Raw genomic sequence first — 15,678 nt, 5'->3', positions numbered from 1 at the left:
ATAAATAGACACTACATAAACAAGCTTAAGGAATAATTGTTTGTTACTTTTTTGCTTTTTCTATAATTTCATCAACAACCGCAGGATCCAGAAGCGTAGTAATGTCTCCTAAATTGGTAGTATCACCCTCTGCAATTTTTCTTAAAATACGGCGCATAATTTTACCGGATCTTGTTTTAGGCAATCCCGAAACGAAGAGTATTTTATCGGGCTTAGCAATAGCCCCGATAACACGGGTAACCGTTTGAAGAATATCCTTACGGGTAAGATCTTCATCACCATGTGCATTTGGGAAAATTACAAAAGCATAAATACCTTGCCCTTTTACCTCATGTGGAAAACCTACTACAGCGCTTTCTACCACACCTGCGTGCATATTAATTGCGTTTTCAACTTCGGCAGTACCAATTCTATGGCCAGATACATTAATTACATCATCTACCCTACCAGTAATTCTATAGTAACCATCTTCGTCTCTTAAACAACCATCCCCTGTAAAATACATGTTCTCGTAAGTAGAGAAATAAGTCAGTTTACAACGTTCATGATCTCCGTAAGTCGTACGCAACATACCAGGCCAAGGGAATTTAATACATAAATTACCGCTCACACCGTTACCTTCAATCTCGTTGCCCTGCTCATCAACCAACACCGGCTGTATACCAGGTAAGGGAAGTGTTGCAAAACTAGGTTTAGTTGGCGTTACAAAGGCGATTGGTGAAATCATGATACCACCAGTTTCAGTTTGCCACCAGGTGTCAACAATAGGGCAATTGCTCTTGCCTATATTTTCGTCAAACCAATGCCAGGCTTCCTCGTTTATAGGCTCTCCTACCGATCCTAAAACCCTTAAAGAGCTTAAGTCGACCCCTTCAATAGGCTGCAGACCAAAACTCATTAAAGATCTGATTGCTGTTGGGGCAGTATATAAAATATTTACTTTATGTTTTTCAACCACCTGCCACATTCTTGACGCATCTGGATAAGTTGGAATACCTTCAAATATTACCGTTGTTGCGCCTTGCGAAAGGGGTCCGTAAACAATATAAGAGTGTCCGGTTATCCAACCAATATCTGCCGTGCAGAAGAACACTTCATCAGGTTGATAGTTAAATACATTAGAAAATGTGTATCCGGCATAAACCATATATCCACCAACAGTATGTACCACACCTTTTGGTTTACCTGTAGAGCCGGATGTATATAATATAAACAGCAAATCCTCGGCATCCATTTCTTCGGCCGGACAATTGGTATCAACTAATTTTATCTCATCTTCCCACCAGATATCGCGTCCTTTTAACATAGAAACAGGAGTTCTGGTATGTGTTAAAACAATAACTTTTGCAACACTTGGGCAACCAATCAGTGCATCGTCAATTACTTCTTTTAATTGAATTTGCTTATTACCTCTAAATGCACCATCAGCGGTAATTACTACCCTGCACTGGGCGTCATTAATACGATCGGCTATAGATTTAGCAGAAAAACCACCAAATACAACAGAATGCACAGCGCCAATACGTGCACATGCAAGTACCGCCACGGCTAGCTCCGGAACCATTGGCATATAAATACAAACCCTATCGCCTTTTTGTACACCGTTCTTTTTCAGAACATTGGCAAAGCGGCAAACCTGTTCGTGTAATATTCTATAACTTAAAGTAATGCTGTCTTTTTGTGGATCATTTGGCTCCCAGATAATGGCAGGTTTATCGCCATTATCAGCCAGGTGGCGATCAAGACAGTTTTCGGTAATGTTCAGTTTGGCACCTTCGAACCATTTGATATTAGGCTCTGAAAAGTTCCAGGAAAGTACTTTATCCCACTTTTTTTTCCAAAGAAAATTATCGGCTATACCTGCCCAGAATTGCTCAGGTTGATCTACGCTTAACTGATAAGTTTTTTGATATTCTTCAAATGAATTAATTTGCATATTTGGTTTATTTCAACAACTAAAACCCAAACTTAGATAAAATTGTGCTTTATAAAAACAATTTTATTGATCAATATTATAGTGGCTAAAAAGCATGTTCGGAAAGGGATTTGGCGTTGAGCTTGTTCCACACTTGTTCGAGGTATCTTCGGAACAGATTCGTAAAAATGCACTTTTTGTGGAACATACTACGAAGGTGGTTGGCTCGATGTACGTTAGAGGCGTTGGCGATGTTATTACTTTATATATGTAGTTGTGATGAATAAATAATAATTGAAATTATTTTTGACTCTTACTTGATGATTACAAATATTTTACTGATATTTGCACACTCTTAAAAAAATTAAGCGAAGAACAATTAACAATATATTTAAAGGCATGTCTAGAGTTTGTGATTTAACCGGAAAAATGGCAATGACAGGTTTTAATGTTTCTCACTCAAACGTTAAAACCAAGCGTAAGTTTTATCCCAACTTACAACTTCAGAAATTTTATATTCCTGATGAGGATCGTTGGATAACACTGAAAGTATCTACTTCAGCTATCAAAACCATCAATAAAATTGGTATTACAGAAGCGATTAACCGCTTCATGAAAAAAGGATATTTGTAGAAACATTGGTTGATGTGAAATCAACCTTAATATTAATAAAATGGCAAAAAAAGGTAACAGAGTACAAGTTATTCTAGAGTGTACAGAACATAGAGCAAGCGGCATGCCTGGTGCTTCTAGATATATCACTACTAAAAACCGTAAAAACACTACTGAGAGATTAGAGTTGAAAAAATTCAATCCAGTGTTGAGAAAAGTAACTGTACACAAAGAAATTAAGTAATACATTTAGTATTTAACTAAATACAATCTATTTAGATCATGGCAAAAAAGGTAGTTGCAACCCTGAAAACGGGTAAAGGAAAGGAATATTCGAAAGTTATTACAATGACTAAGTCGCCAAAATCTGGTGCTTATTCTTTCAAAGAAGTTATTGTTCACAACGATCACGTTCAAGATGCTATTTCTGCATCTAAAAAATAATTTTAATATTTTATAATATTAAAGCCGTCCCTTTATTCTGGGAGGGCTTTTTTTTGTTTTTCTATACATTCTTATGGGTTTATTTGATTTTTTTAAGAAAAAAGAGACCGCGCCTGAAGCGCAGGAAGCTCTCGACAAGGGATTAGAGAAAACTAAAGAGGGCTTTTTAAGTAAGATCACTAAAGCTGTAGCTGGTAAATCTACAGTGGATGATGATGTACTGGATAACCTCGAAGAAGTTCTGGTAACCTCTGATGTTGGTGTAACCACCACATTAAAGATTATCGATCGCATACAGAAACGTGTAGCAAAGGACAAATACTTATCTACCTCCGAACTAAACAATCTGCTGCGTGATGAAATTCAACTGTTACTTGCAGAAAATAACAGCAACGATTTCAGAAGTTTTGAATACGGTAACCACAAGCCATACGTTATTATGGTAGTTGGTGTAAATGGCGTGGGCAAAACCACAACAATAGGGAAACTGGCACATAAACTTAAAGCAGAAAATCTTAAAGTTGTTTTAGGTGCTGCCGATACTTTTAGAGCCGCAGCGGTTGAGCAGATTAAACTTTGGGGTGAGCGTGTGGGCGTTCGTGTGGTAGCACAGGCAATGGGATCTGATCCTGCTTCTGTAGCTTTCGACACATTGCAGTCGGCCGTTGCTAATGGCGAAGATGTTGTAATTATTGATACTGCCGGACGTTTGCACAACAAGGTTGGTTTAATGAACGAACTTGGTAAAATTAAAAATGTGATGCAAAAGGTAGTCCCTGGAGCACCGCACGAAATATTATTGGTACTTGACGGATCTACAGGACAAAATGCTTTTGAACAGTGCAAGCAATTTACTGAAGCAACCGATGTAAATGCCTTAGCTATTACTAAACTTGACGGCACTGCTAAAGGTGGCGTTGTTATCGGAATCTCAGATCAATTTAAAATACCCGTAAAATACATAGGCGTTGGCGAAAGCATGAACGACCTGCAATTGTTTGATAAAAAAGCATTTGTTGATAGCTTGTTTAAATAGCACACTCCGTCATCTCTCCTATCGTCGAGATGACGAAGCGTTTAAAAACATCATTAGTTACTATTCTTGGATGGCTGACGTACAAACAAGCATAAAATAAAATAAAAAAATATACTGACTTACAAAACATGAATACAAAAACTTCCACAAAAATAATCCCCGTTAAAAAACCAAAGATCAACGTAATTACACTGGGCTGCTCCAAAAATACTTACGATTCTGAGGTTCTAATGGGTCAATTGCGCGGAAACAGTTTAGATGTTGTTCATGAGTCTAATCAGATTGGCAAAAATGATATTGTGGTAATCAATACCTGTGGTTTTATAGATAATGCAAAGCAAGAATCCATAGACACCATATTACAATACAGCCAGCTAAAAGATGAAGGAAAAGTTGGTAAAGTAATTGTAACCGGATGCTTATCTGAGCGTTACAAACCTGAATTAGAGGCGGAAATTACTAACGTTGATGCCTACTTTGGCACCAACGATTTAAATAACTTACTGCACTCCTTAGGTGCAAATTATAAGCATGAGCTAATAGGCGAACGCCTGTTAACTACTCCTTCTCATTACGCTTATTTTAAGATTGCAGAAGGCTGTAACAGACCTTGCTCTTTCTGTGCCATTCCGCTGATGCGTGGTAAACACGTATCCCGTGATATGGAAGAATTGGTGAATGAAGCTAAGATATTAGCTGCCAACGGAACCAAGGAACTTATTCTAATTGCACAAGACCTTACCTATTATGGCCTTGACATTTATGGAAAACGTAACCTTGATGAGTTATTGCGCAGACTATCTGACGTGAAAGGAATTGAGTGGATCAGGTTGCAATACGCCTACCCTTCTGGCTTCCCTATGGAAATTCTTGATGCCATGAATGAGCGCGAGAATATTTGCAAATATTTAGACATGCCTCTGCAGCACATCACAGATAACATGCTAAAATCTATGCGCCGTGGTATTACCAAGCAAAAAACCATCGACATTGTGAATCAGATTAGAGATAAAGTACCGAACATCGCTATGCGTACTACTTTAATTTGTGGATACCCAGGAGAAACTGAGCAGGATTTTGAAGAAATGCTTAGCTGGGTAGAAGAAACCCGTTTCGACAGATTAGGATGTTTCACTTATTCGCATGAGGAAAAAACCCATGCACATAATCTAGTTGATGATGTTCCTGAAGAAGTAAAACAAGCACGTGTGGATGCGATTATGGAATTACAACAAGGTATTTCTTTTGACATAAACCAGGATAAAGTAGGTAAAACCTATAAAGTTTTGGTTGACAGAAAAGAAGGTGATTTCTTTATTGGCCGTACTGAATTTGACTCTCCGGAGGTTGACAACGAAGTTTTAATTGATGCTGCAACAGGTTATGCAGCCAATGGAACCTTTGTAAATGTTAAGATTGATCGTGCTGAGGATTTCGATCTATATGGACAGATTGTAAAATAAAGGCTTCATATTTAGATTTATAGTTTATTAGCTTAAATTCGTGGCAATGCAAGCTAAATACATCTCTTATCAGGAAACTAATGCGTTCTCTTCTACCGTACTAGACTACATCGGAAAAAATGAGAAGCTGAGCCCTTTTTACAAGTATGAACCGGATTTTACTGGCTTTACCAAGGCTATTGCTGAACGAAATTTTAGTGCCGACAGAGCTATTCTGGTTAGCACTTTACAAAAACAATATTCATCAATTCATGTTTCGTCATTAGTAAAAGCCAACATTGAGCTGTTAGCCGATAAGAAAACTTTTACTGTTACGACAGGCCATCAGCTAAATATATTTACCGGACCTCTATATTTTATCTACAAGATAGTAACGGCAATAAACCTTGCCAGTGATTTAAAACAACAATTTCCTGATTACAATTTTGTTCCCGTTTATTGGATGGCCACAGAAGATCATGATTTTGAAGAGATCAATCATGTTAAGGTTGAGGACAAAATGATTACCTGGAATAAAAAAGCTGCCGGCGCTACAGGAAGACTAGACACCTCTGACATCGCAGAAGCTCTTGCTGCTTATAAAGGATATCTTGGGATAAGCGAAAATGGTATTAAGTTTTCTAAGATAGTTGATCATGCTTATACTAAAAACAAAAAGTTAAGTGACGCTACCCGTGAACTGGTAGATGCTCTTTTTGGCAAGTATGGTCTGGTTTGCGTAGATGCCGATGACCATAATCTTAAAAGCGAGTTTGCTGAGATTATCTATAAAGATATTACCGAAGAAAATAGCTTTAAGCATATCAGCAAAACCAATGCTAAGTTAGAAACCCTCGGTTACAAAGCTCAGGTTAACCCAAGAGAGATCAATTTCTTTTATATGATTGATGGTTTAAGGGAACGTATTATTGAAGAAAAAGGTCGTTACAAAGTGATGAACTCTTCTATTGATTTTACTAAAGAGGAATTGCAAGAAGAAATAAATTCATACCCCGAAAGATTTAGCCCTAATGTGATAATGAGACCTGTTTACCAGGAAGTGATTCTACCTAATATAGCCTATATTGGCGGTGGGGCGGAAGTTACTTACTGGCTGCAATTAAAAGCAAACTTTGACCATTATAAAATAGATTTCCCTGTATTGATATTGCGTAATTCAGCTATGCTTATCGACAAAAGAAGCGAAACCAGAATGGAAGTATTGGGGATTAGTCACAGGAATTTATTTAATGAACCAGAAGCGCTAAAGAACGAGTGGGTTAAATCTCACGTTAACCTTCAGTTCTCTCTTGATAACGAAGAACGATCTATAAGAGCTGTTTTTGATCAAATAAAGCTTAATGCTTATAAAATAGACAAAAGCCTTTCTCAATCTGCAGATGCAGCAAAAACAAAGGCTTTAAAACTAATCTCTACACTGGAGAAAAAGATGTTAAGAGCCGAAAAGCGAAAGCATGTTACTTCATTCTCTCAAATAGATAATCTTAAAGAAAAACTATTCCCTTCGGGTGTGCTACAGGAGAGGGTACTTAATATTGCACCAATGATTGTGCTTTACGGTGATGATTTTATTGATTCATTGATCACCCATTTCAAACCCTTAGACCATCAGTTTACAGTTCTTTTTGCTTAAAAAATCAGATGACCTTTTACACTTTTACAGAAACCAAATTACGCCAGTTTACAGAGAATGTATTTTTAAAAATGGGATGCCCGTTAACCGATGCTCAGTTGGCGGCAGATGTATTATTAAAATCTGATTTAAGAGGTATTGATTCACATGGTGTAGCACGTTTAAGCGGCTATGTCCGTTTGTGGGAAAAGCAGCGGATAAATGCGAATCCGGTAATAAAAATTGTTCATGAAACTCCTACAACCGCCACGGTTGATGGCGATGGTGGTTTAGGTTTAGTGGTTGCTCCTTTTGCAATGAAAGTTGCAATTGAAAAAGCGCGGATTTATGGTAGCGGGTGGGTAGCTGTCAAAAATTCAAATCATTTTGGTATTGCCGGTTATCATTCGTTAATGGCAGTTGAAGAGGAAATGATTGGTATTAGCATGACTAATGCGAGTCCGCTTGTTGCGCCTACTTATGCCAATGAACGGTTGCTAGGCACCAATCCTATGTGTTATGCTTTTCCGGCAGGTAAATATCCTCCTGTTATAGTTGATATGGCAACTGCCGCAGCTGCAAATGGAAAACTGGAGATTGCTCAAAGAGCAAATCAACCTATTCCCGAAGGATGGGTACAAGATGCCTCAGGCAATACTTCAACAAACCCGCATCAATTAAAAGAAGGTGGTTCATTACTGCCTCTTGGTAGCGACAAAGATCATGGAAGCCACAAAGGTTATGGTTTAAGTGCTACTGTGGATATTTTATCGGCAGTATTGTCTGGCGCAAATTACGGCCCCTGGGTACCGCCATTTGTTGCTTTTCTAGAGCCCCCTGCTGACCCTGTTGGAGAAGGTATAGGACATTTTCTTGGTGCAATGAGAGTTGATGGCTTTAGGCCGGCGCAGGATTTTAAAGACCATCTTGACAATTGGATTGAACGCTTTAAAAGTGCTAAAACTGTTGATCCGGATAAAAAGGTAATTATTCCGGGAGAACCGGAATTTGCTTATGAGCAAGAGCGTAGAATTAATGGTATCCCGTTAATTGACGTGGTTGTTAATGATTTGAACGAACTCGCGAAAAAATTAGAAATAGAGGGGCTATAAAGCCCCTTTAAAAGAAAATGCTAATGCTGGTAGATCTTTCTGGATATTTTTTGGCAACCATACTTTTACAGTAGTTCCCTTGTTTTCCCATTTAAGTTTCTGACCGGTTTGAATTAGTTGAACTGCCGTTCCTTTAGCAGGTATGTTTCCATTCCAAACTACATATTCAGGAGTTTTATCTTTAAGGCAAGTTAATGCATACTTGGTTTTTCCGTCCTTACTTTGGGTAAACCAGGTGTCACCATCATGATATTCCTTAGTGATTCTTGTATCATAAATAGCCTTTCCATTTATATTTAGCCATTTACCTATGTTTTCAAGTCTTGATATTGCATCCTGAGGAATAGTTCCATCCGCTTTCGGACCAATTCCCAGCAACAGACTGCCTCCTTTTGCCACCACCTCAATTAAAGTATGAATTACCTGGGTGGCAGACTTATACTGATCGTTAGGAACAAAGCCCCATGCACCGCCTAAGGTCATACAGCTTTCCCATGGGTTTGCTAACTGTGTTTTTGGCACGCTTTGTTCGGGTGTTTGATAGTTCTCATAAGGCCCATGAACGGTTCTATCTACCATTAATAAACCTGGCTGTGCTTTACGTGCCATAGTGGCAATTTTAGGCATATCAATGTCCTGACTCCATTCAGGAATTTTCATTCCCCATGCAAGTACTTCTTCATTAACGGTTTCTAATGGTCTAACCCATCCACCATCTAACCATAGAATATCAACTGAACCATAATTATGCATCAACTCACTGATCTGGTTAAATGTCTGTTTTTTAAACATGCTCCATCTCCATGGATTTTTTCTGATATCGTAGTTATTGTTTCTATCCGCGGTTGCATATTTTGGCCACCAATAGTATTCAGAATGCCAATCGGGTTTTGAAAAGTAAGCCCCAATCATAAAGCCTTGTTTGCGAAAAGCATCGAATACATATTTTGCAACATCAGCTTTAGGATTATCCTTAAATGGTCCGGCAGAGATCTTAAAATCTGACTCTTTAGTATCAAACATATTGAAGCCATCATGGTGCTTGGTTGTAAATACCAGGTAACGCATGCCTGCATCTTTACCTGCCTTTGCCCATTGTTCTGGATTAAATTTAACAGGGTTAAAATCCTTACTTAAACCCCAGTACCATTTTTTATAATCTTCGTAGTTACTCGTGCTATCTCTTGAGATCCAATCTTCTGAACAAATAGACCATGATTCAATAATGCCTGGAACGGCATATAGCCCCCAATGAATAATCATTCCGAATTTTTGATCCTGCCATTTGTCTAGTTTTTGGCTAACCAGAGGATCTTTAGGCCATTCGTATACAGTTGACTGTTGATGTACACCGTTATCCTGGGCTTTGGATGTGCCAAAAAGTGCGACTAAACCTATTATTATAATACTTTTTTTCATGCACCCTAAAAGTAAAGAAATCCCCATCGATTGCCAACCTTGATTTAATATTAATTATATAAAAAAAGAGGGCCCCTAAATGGATGGGCACTGAAAAAGTGGCTCGAAAATAACCGAGAGAAATAAAATTATGAAATAATTGAATTTGACCCTCTCAGGGTCGGCTACAGAAAATTTTAACTAGAAAAACTTCTTACAACTTAATGAAAATGGGGCAATTCATGATTTATGAACTGCCCCATTTTTGTAAAGGACTTTTTCAGTGCCCTCCCTAAATGACACCCTCTTTTTACTATTTAAATAAATCTTTGGTTCTAGTTTATTCCTCTCAGTAGCCTATTCCATCTTATTTTATTAAAGAATGATCCATTGGTATTATAGCTCATCCAAATAAATAATGCTTTTCCTACAATATGATCTTCAGGTACAAATCCCCAATAGCGAGAATCTAATGAGTTATGTCTGTTATCTCCCATCATCCAGTAGTAGTCCATTTTAAAAGTATAACTGGTTGCAGGTTTACCATTAATCAACCAGCCAGTGCCAGCTTTCTCTAACTTGTTACCCTCATAAATCCTGATACTTCTCTCGTAAAGAGGCATTGATACACTATCCAATTGAACTGTCATCCCCTTTTTAGGTATAAGAATGGGGCCAAAATTATCAGCATTCCAATTTCTTTTTGGATCAAAAGGAAAAACATCTTTCTCCTGATAGCCTTCTGGTTGAGTCACTTCTTTTACAGATTGCACAAAATCCAGTTTACTAACCTTATCCATCATTGGTTCTGTGCCTGTAAAACTATAAGTATTAGGAGATGATTGATTAATATCCTCTGATATATTAAATCCAAGATCCTCAAAAACAGAGAAATTGATATCGGCTGTTTTAAATGTAACTGCATAAGTCATCTGCCCAGTACTTTTAAGTTTCTCTGGTTTACCATTTACAGAAACAAGACCATCTTTCATACTAATTATGTCACCGGCAATACCGATGCACCTTTTAATATAATTCTCTCTTTTATCAACAGGTCTGCTTACAACAGTGTAGTGTTTATTAATTGCATCCCAGCCTTCTGATCTCACCATTTTATAGTAGTCAACGTCCTGAATCTCCAGGGCTACAGTATCACCCTGAGGGTAGTTAAATACCACTACGTCATTTCTTTTGATCTCAGATAAGCCTGGCAATCTGCGGTACTTCCATTGCACGCCATCCCAATATGCTTTAGTACCGGTTAAAGGCATTGTATGATGAGCAAAAGGGAATGCAACTGGTGTCATTGGCACACGAGGGCCATAATTAACCTTACTAACAAATAAGAAATCACCTATTAATAATGATCTTTCCATAGATCCTGTTGGGATAGTATATGCTTCTATAAAAAATACCCTGATTATCGTAGCAGCAATTACTGCAAACAAAATAGCATCAACCCATTCTCGGCTTCTGGATTTTTTCTTTTTTGGCTTAGTGTCCTTATTCTCCTTTTGCCAGAATTTCCAATTCATATTTTTTTATTATTTAAAATTAAATATATCAGCAATATTATAAAAGCCCTGCTTTTTTTCAAGCCATTCGGCAGCTACTACTGCACCTAATGCAAACCCTGAACGATTATGAGCAGTGTGTTTAAATTCGATCTCATCTACCTCAGAACTATAAACCACTGTATGTGTACCTGGTATATTTTCTATTCTATGCGATTCAATCAGTAATTGTTCTTTCTTTAATACATCATCGAACTCTGTACCTACAAGTTCATTTACCCATTCACGTTTTCTGTCAACATTCTCGATAATGCCTTCGGCAATAGTCATAGCTGTACCACTTGGTGAATCTAGTTTCTGCGTATGATGTATTTCCTCTACCTGGACCTCGTATGCAGGGAAGTCGTTCATTAACTTCGCCAATACCTTGTTCATGTGAAAGAAGATATTAACCCCAATGCTAAAGTTTGACCCATAAAGAAGTGCATTGTTACGTGTAAGGCACTCATTTTTTACTTCCTGCAATTGGCCATACCATCCCGTAGTACCTACAACAACAGGAACATTTGCATCAAAACAGGTATAAATATTATTTATTGCCGCATCAGGAGCACTAAAATCGATAGCTACATCGGCCTTTCGCAGATTAGCAACCGTTAAGTCATCAAGATTATCAATGCTGATTTTCAAAACTACCTCATGTCCTCTTTCTAAGGCAAAACGTTCAATAATCTGACCCATTTTACCATAGCCTAGTAATGCTATTTTCATTGGTTTTATTCTTTTATTGTTACAAACCAGACTTAAACATAAGACTGAATCATCTAATTTTTTATTTTTTTGCTAAAGGTATTAAAAGCCCTCATATACGAGTTCAAACTTGCGTAAAAATATACTATAATCTGATAGTAAGTTTTATCCCAGGCGTTACATTATTAAAACCATACATGGTATCAGTGTTGATTAGACCAGGAGAAATTTTCATCCCTATATCGTCTACATTAAAATATTTCAGGCGGGCATCTATATAGGCCTCGACTACATTAAGTAGATACAACCCAACGTATGAGAAAATAATTACCTCTTTATTTCTTCTGAAAAGATCCTTTGCAGTAATTAATCCAGCCTCATCCATGTTGTTATATGGGAAATCGGCACTTTTCTCATTATTATTCGCTCTACGATAAATGATTTCATCATAAAAAAGCTTGTAATTCTTACTATTGTCTATAAACGAAATAGTAAGAAGCGTTATCCCTGTATAAAGACCGGCAACTTTTGCCAGCCTATAAACGGTAACCCCATTTCTGATTTGTCCGAGTCCGGGAAGCATAAGTGAACTTAGCGCAGCTCTTCTGCCTGCAATTTTACCAAGATTTACGTAGGCTGGTTTTTTAATTGTATCTACTTTTTGAGCCCTTACAGGTTCTACTACTGGTTTTGCTTTAATCACCAGGGTATCCTTTTTAACAACAGGAGTTTCCTGGGCACGAGCTAACGCTGTCACAAAAAGAAACAAAACCGATAGCAGCAGACTTTTGTACATTACCAATCTAATAATTCCAGAATACGGCTTAGGTCATCCTCAGACATAAATGGGATCTCTATAGCCCCTTTCCCATTTTCACCGACTTTCAGCTTAACTTTAGTGGCAAATTTAGATGCTAGATCTCTCTGTAGTTTTTGATATTCAAATGAAACACTAACAGGCTGTCTGCTTGGTTTTGCTTTTACCTGAACACTATTTATGCTTCTTACTAACTCTTCAACCTTGCGCACCGACAGTCCCTTATCAATGATCTCATCATGAATAAAGAGCTGTTTTTCTGCCTGTTCTACATTTATCAGTGCACGTGCATGTCCCATAGAAATCTTTTGATCTCTTATAGAAACCTGTATTGCTGGTGGCAATTTCAGTAGGCGAAGATAATTGGTTACCGTAGTACGATTTTTACCAACTCTTTCACCTAATTGCTCTTGTTTCAAATTACATTCATCTATCATCTGCTGAAAGCTCAGTGCAATCTCAATTGCATTAAGATTTTCACGCTGAATATTCTCAATAAGAGCCATCTCCAGCATTTGCTGATCATTGGCACTGCGGATATATGCAGGAATTTCGGTTAGGCCTGCTAACTTAGAAGCGCGCAATCTTCTCTCTCCAGAGATCAACTGATATTTACCTCCAGGCTGTTTTCTTACCGTAATTGGCTGTATTAAACCTTGAACCCTGATAGATTCAGAAAGCTCATTTAAAGCAACCTGATCAAATTCAGTACGAGGTTGATACGGGTTAGTTTCAACATCATTAATATTAATATGCCCAATATTATTGTTGTTACCGCCCTCTTGCTTTGTTTCGCTTACCGGGTTCACCCCGTTCTTTGGCGGGTTTACAGCATCTGAGTCATCCAAAAGCGCACTTAACCCTTTACCTAAACCTGTTTTTCGCTGAAAAGATGTCATTAAAAATATTTTTAAATAATTGCTGTAGTTGTATTCTGTACTTCCTTAACCATTCCGTTTTTATGAACAATTTCACGGGCAAGGTTCAGGTAGTTAATTGCGCCTTTACAAGTGGCATCATGCATAATTACTGAAATACCGTAACTTGGGGCCTCACTTAAGCGCGTATTACGCTGAATAATTGTGTCAAAAACCAACTCCTGGAAATGGGTCTTAACCTCTTCTACAACCTGATTTGACAGTCTTAAACGCACATCATACATCGTAAGTAGAATTCCCTCAATTTCCAATTCAGGATTTAAACGGTTTTGAACAATTTTAATTGTGTTCAAAAGTTTCCCTAGTCCTTCAAGTGCAAAATATTCACATTGTACAGGGATAATTACTGAATCAGCAGCTGTAAGTGCATTAATGGTAATTAAACCTAAAGATGGTGAGCAGTCAACAATAATAAAATCATACTGATCTTTAACTTTTTCAAGAACAGCCTTCATCTTATATTCCCTGTTGTTCAGGTTTATCATTTCGATCTCTGCACCTACCAAATCGATATGTGCCGGAAGCAGATCAAGATTAGGAGTTTCAGTTTTCTGAATGGCGTCTACCGCATCGATATCATTAATGATACACTCGTAAATGCTATTTTTGATGCTTCTTGGGTCAAAACCAATACCAGAGGTAGAATTGGCCTGAGGATCAGCATCAACTAATAATGTTCTATATTCTAGTACGGCTAAACTTGCGGCTAAGTTAATTGATGAAGTAGTTTTCCCTACGCCACCCTTCTGATTTGCCAATGCAATAATTTTACTCATCTATCTAATTAATAATTACAATTATTCTCTAACGGCTTGTATTTACTCGACGTAAATCTATAAAAAATGCTATTTTTGTGTTTATTTAGGCATATTTTAACGAATAGCTAAGATACAAACTAAATGGCAAAATTAGTATTAAAGCCTTAAGTGTTTTAAACATCTTATTAACAATTTATACATGGTAACCATCATATCCGGAACCAACAGACCTGAAAGTAATACGCTAAAAGTCGCTAAATATTATCAGAAAACTCTGGCATTAAAAGGCTTAGAATCTACCATTTTCAATCTGGAAGATTTACCCGATAACCTTATCGCGTCTGATTTGTATGGAAAACGAAGCCCTGATTTCCAGATTATTCAGGAAATGGTAACCCAAACTACCAAGTTTCTTTTTATCATACCAGAATACAATGGAAGTTTCCCCGGAGTATTAAAAGTCTTTATTGATGCCTGCAACTTTCCAGAAAGCTTTTACGATAAAAAAGCGGCCCTTGTAGGTATATCATCCGGTAAATACGGAAACATACGTGGTGTTGATCATTTTGGTGGTGTATGCAGTTACCTGCATTTAAATGTGCTACCCCTGAGGCTCCACATTGCAACCATTAAAGCCGAGTTAAATGAACAGGGCGATTTCTTTAAAGAGGATACCCTTAAATTTACCGACCAGCAGATAAATAAGTTTATTGCGTTTTAAAACTCATCCAGGTTTTACCTTCATTTCCAAAAACAAAGTATCCCGGATATAGCATTTCCGCTAAATCTTCTAATGCGTTTACAGCCACGTCTGCCTCATCTGCCATTGCAGCTTCATCATCCCAAAGATATATTCTGTCGTACTCAACAGCAGGCCAACCCTTATCCAACAACGAGGGCACAACTCCCATCAACTGCAACATACTGGTGCTTTTTTCATAATAAATAACTACTCTGGCTGTATGAACATCATCTTGTAAGACCCCACCAGCTTCGGCAATAAGTGCTTCCAAATCTTTTTTAAGATTATTCCTGGTATCAAGACAAGCTACGGCAACTTTGTCCATAAACTTAATTTTATGCTGAATTATGTCTACTCGTTCCTGAAAATTTTCACGTAATTGTTCGTCCCCAACCCTATTTATAACCGCATTTAAAAAAGACATATCGATTTATTTATTACTTTGTGCAAAATTAGTATTCCTAAACTGATGCATCGTATTATAATAAATATTTTTTGCATACTGCTTCTACCTATTGTCTTTTCGTGCAATAGTTCTTCCTCCAATAAAGGAAAAAAGGTATTCAG

17 protein-coding genes are annotated in these 15,678 nt (G+C 37.5%); 9 read left to right on the top strand and 8 right to left on the bottom strand.

What is annotated here, in order from left to right; genetic code table 11:
• Positions 1–43: 43 nt before the first annotated feature.
• Positions 44–1,936 (bottom strand): acetate--CoA ligase, encoded by a 1,893-nt coding sequence (gene acs, locus AC1DDX_RS00520; RefSeq protein ID WP_337717477.1) that lies wholly within the window; start codon positions 1,934–1,936, stop codon positions 44–46.
• A 94-nt stretch (positions 1,937–2,030) separates the two neighbouring features.
• On the opposite strand from acs, the gene AC1DDX_RS00515 reads away from it, so the two are divergent.
• From AC1DDX_RS00515 to AC1DDX_RS00480, 8 genes are all read left to right on the top strand, one after another.
• Positions 2,031–2,189 (top strand): hypothetical protein, encoded by a 159-nt coding sequence (locus tag AC1DDX_RS00515; protein WP_337717476.1) that lies wholly within the window; start codon positions 2,031–2,033, stop codon positions 2,187–2,189.
• A 125-nt stretch (positions 2,190–2,314) separates the two neighbouring features.
• Positions 2,315–2,548: a 50S ribosomal protein L28 gene (gene rpmB / locus AC1DDX_RS00510; RefSeq protein ID WP_039866682.1), complete on the top strand. Its 234-nt coding sequence runs from the start codon at positions 2,315–2,317 to the stop codon at positions 2,546–2,548.
• Between the two features lie 40 nt (positions 2,549–2,588).
• The gene (rpmG, locus tag AC1DDX_RS00505; RefSeq protein ID WP_048903767.1) at positions 2,589–2,771 is read left to right on the top strand and encodes a 50S ribosomal protein L33; all 183 of its coding nucleotides are present in this window, start codon (positions 2,589–2,591) and stop codon (positions 2,769–2,771) included.
• 38 nt (positions 2,772–2,809) lie between these two features.
• Positions 2,810–2,971 carry a DUF4295 domain-containing protein gene (locus AC1DDX_RS00500; RefSeq protein WP_069378912.1) on the top strand — a complete coding sequence of 54 codons (162 nt, stop codon included), beginning with the start codon at positions 2,810–2,812 and terminating at the stop codon, positions 2,969–2,971.
• A 73-nt stretch (positions 2,972–3,044) separates the two neighbouring features.
• Positions 3,045–4,007 (top strand): signal recognition particle-docking protein FtsY, encoded by a 963-nt coding sequence (gene ftsY, locus AC1DDX_RS00495; RefSeq protein ID WP_172659056.1) that lies wholly within the window; start codon positions 3,045–3,047, stop codon positions 4,005–4,007.
• Between the two features lie 128 nt (positions 4,008–4,135).
• A complete protein-coding gene (gene rimO, locus AC1DDX_RS00490; protein ID WP_048903765.1) occupies positions 4,136–5,470 on the top strand; it encodes a 30S ribosomal protein S12 methylthiotransferase RimO in 1,335 nt (444 codons plus the stop codon).
• A 46-nt stretch (positions 5,471–5,516) separates the two neighbouring features.
• A complete protein-coding gene (gene bshC / locus AC1DDX_RS00485) occupies positions 5,517–7,103 on the top strand; it encodes a bacillithiol biosynthesis cysteine-adding enzyme BshC (RefSeq protein WP_337717474.1) in 1,587 nt (528 codons plus the stop codon).
• A gap of 8 nt (positions 7,104–7,111) precedes the next feature.
• On the top strand, positions 7,112–8,194 hold the full coding sequence (locus tag AC1DDX_RS00480) for an Ldh family oxidoreductase (protein ID WP_172659054.1): 1,083 nt from the start codon (positions 7,112–7,114) through the stop codon (positions 8,192–8,194).
• On the opposite strand, the gene AC1DDX_RS00475 is transcribed toward AC1DDX_RS00480, so the two are convergent.
• The 6 genes from AC1DDX_RS00475 to AC1DDX_RS00450 form a co-directional block, all read right to left on the bottom strand.
• Positions 8,189–9,613, bottom strand: a complete 1,425-nt coding sequence (locus tag AC1DDX_RS00475; RefSeq protein WP_337717472.1) for an alpha-L-fucosidase — start codon at positions 9,611–9,613, stop codon at positions 8,189–8,191. The two genes, AC1DDX_RS00480 and AC1DDX_RS00475, sit on opposite strands and share 6 nt — an antisense overlap.
• A 314-nt stretch (positions 9,614–9,927) precedes the next feature.
• On the bottom strand, positions 9,928–11,127 hold the full coding sequence (lepB, locus tag AC1DDX_RS00470) for a signal peptidase I (RefSeq protein WP_337717470.1): 1,200 nt from the start codon (positions 11,125–11,127) through the stop codon (positions 9,928–9,930).
• A gap of 9 nt (positions 11,128–11,136) precedes the next feature.
• Positions 11,137–11,877 carry a 4-hydroxy-tetrahydrodipicolinate reductase gene (gene dapB / locus AC1DDX_RS00465; RefSeq protein WP_048906372.1) on the bottom strand — a complete coding sequence of 247 codons (741 nt, stop codon included), beginning with the start codon at positions 11,875–11,877 and terminating at the stop codon, positions 11,137–11,139.
• A gap of 124 nt (positions 11,878–12,001) precedes the next feature.
• Positions 12,002–12,652 carry a DUF5683 domain-containing protein gene (locus tag AC1DDX_RS00460; protein WP_172659051.1) on the bottom strand — a complete coding sequence of 217 codons (651 nt, stop codon included), beginning with the start codon at positions 12,650–12,652 and terminating at the stop codon, positions 12,002–12,004.
• Positions 12,652–13,572: a ParB/RepB/Spo0J family partition protein gene (locus AC1DDX_RS00455; RefSeq protein ID WP_172659050.1), complete on the bottom strand. Its 921-nt coding sequence runs from the start codon at positions 13,570–13,572 to the stop codon at positions 12,652–12,654. Before AC1DDX_RS00455 ends, AC1DDX_RS00460 begins: the two co-directional genes overlap by 1 nt.
• Before the next feature lie 11 nt (positions 13,573–13,583).
• The gene (locus AC1DDX_RS00450) at positions 13,584–14,387 is read right to left on the bottom strand and encodes a ParA family protein (RefSeq protein WP_048906375.1); all 804 of its coding nucleotides are present in this window, start codon (positions 14,385–14,387) and stop codon (positions 13,584–13,586) included.
• A gap of 181 nt (positions 14,388–14,568) precedes the next feature.
• Between AC1DDX_RS00450 and AC1DDX_RS00445 the strand changes: the two genes are divergently transcribed.
• Positions 14,569–15,090: an NADPH-dependent FMN reductase gene (locus tag AC1DDX_RS00445; RefSeq protein ID WP_288883198.1), complete on the top strand. Its 522-nt coding sequence runs from the start codon at positions 14,569–14,571 to the stop codon at positions 15,088–15,090.
• Here AC1DDX_RS00445 and AC1DDX_RS00440 read toward each other — a convergent pair.
• A complete protein-coding gene (locus AC1DDX_RS00440) occupies positions 15,077–15,535 on the bottom strand; it encodes a hypothetical protein (RefSeq protein ID WP_172659048.1) in 459 nt (152 codons plus the stop codon). The genes AC1DDX_RS00445 and AC1DDX_RS00440 overlap by 14 nt on opposite strands.
• Positions 15,536–15,678: the final 143 nt, after the last annotated feature.

It is taken from the genome of Pedobacter sp. 10L46_2 (assembly GCF_056395165.1).
Note: the sequence above shows the minus strand (reverse complement) of the source record. Positions and strands in the feature narration are given on the sequence as shown.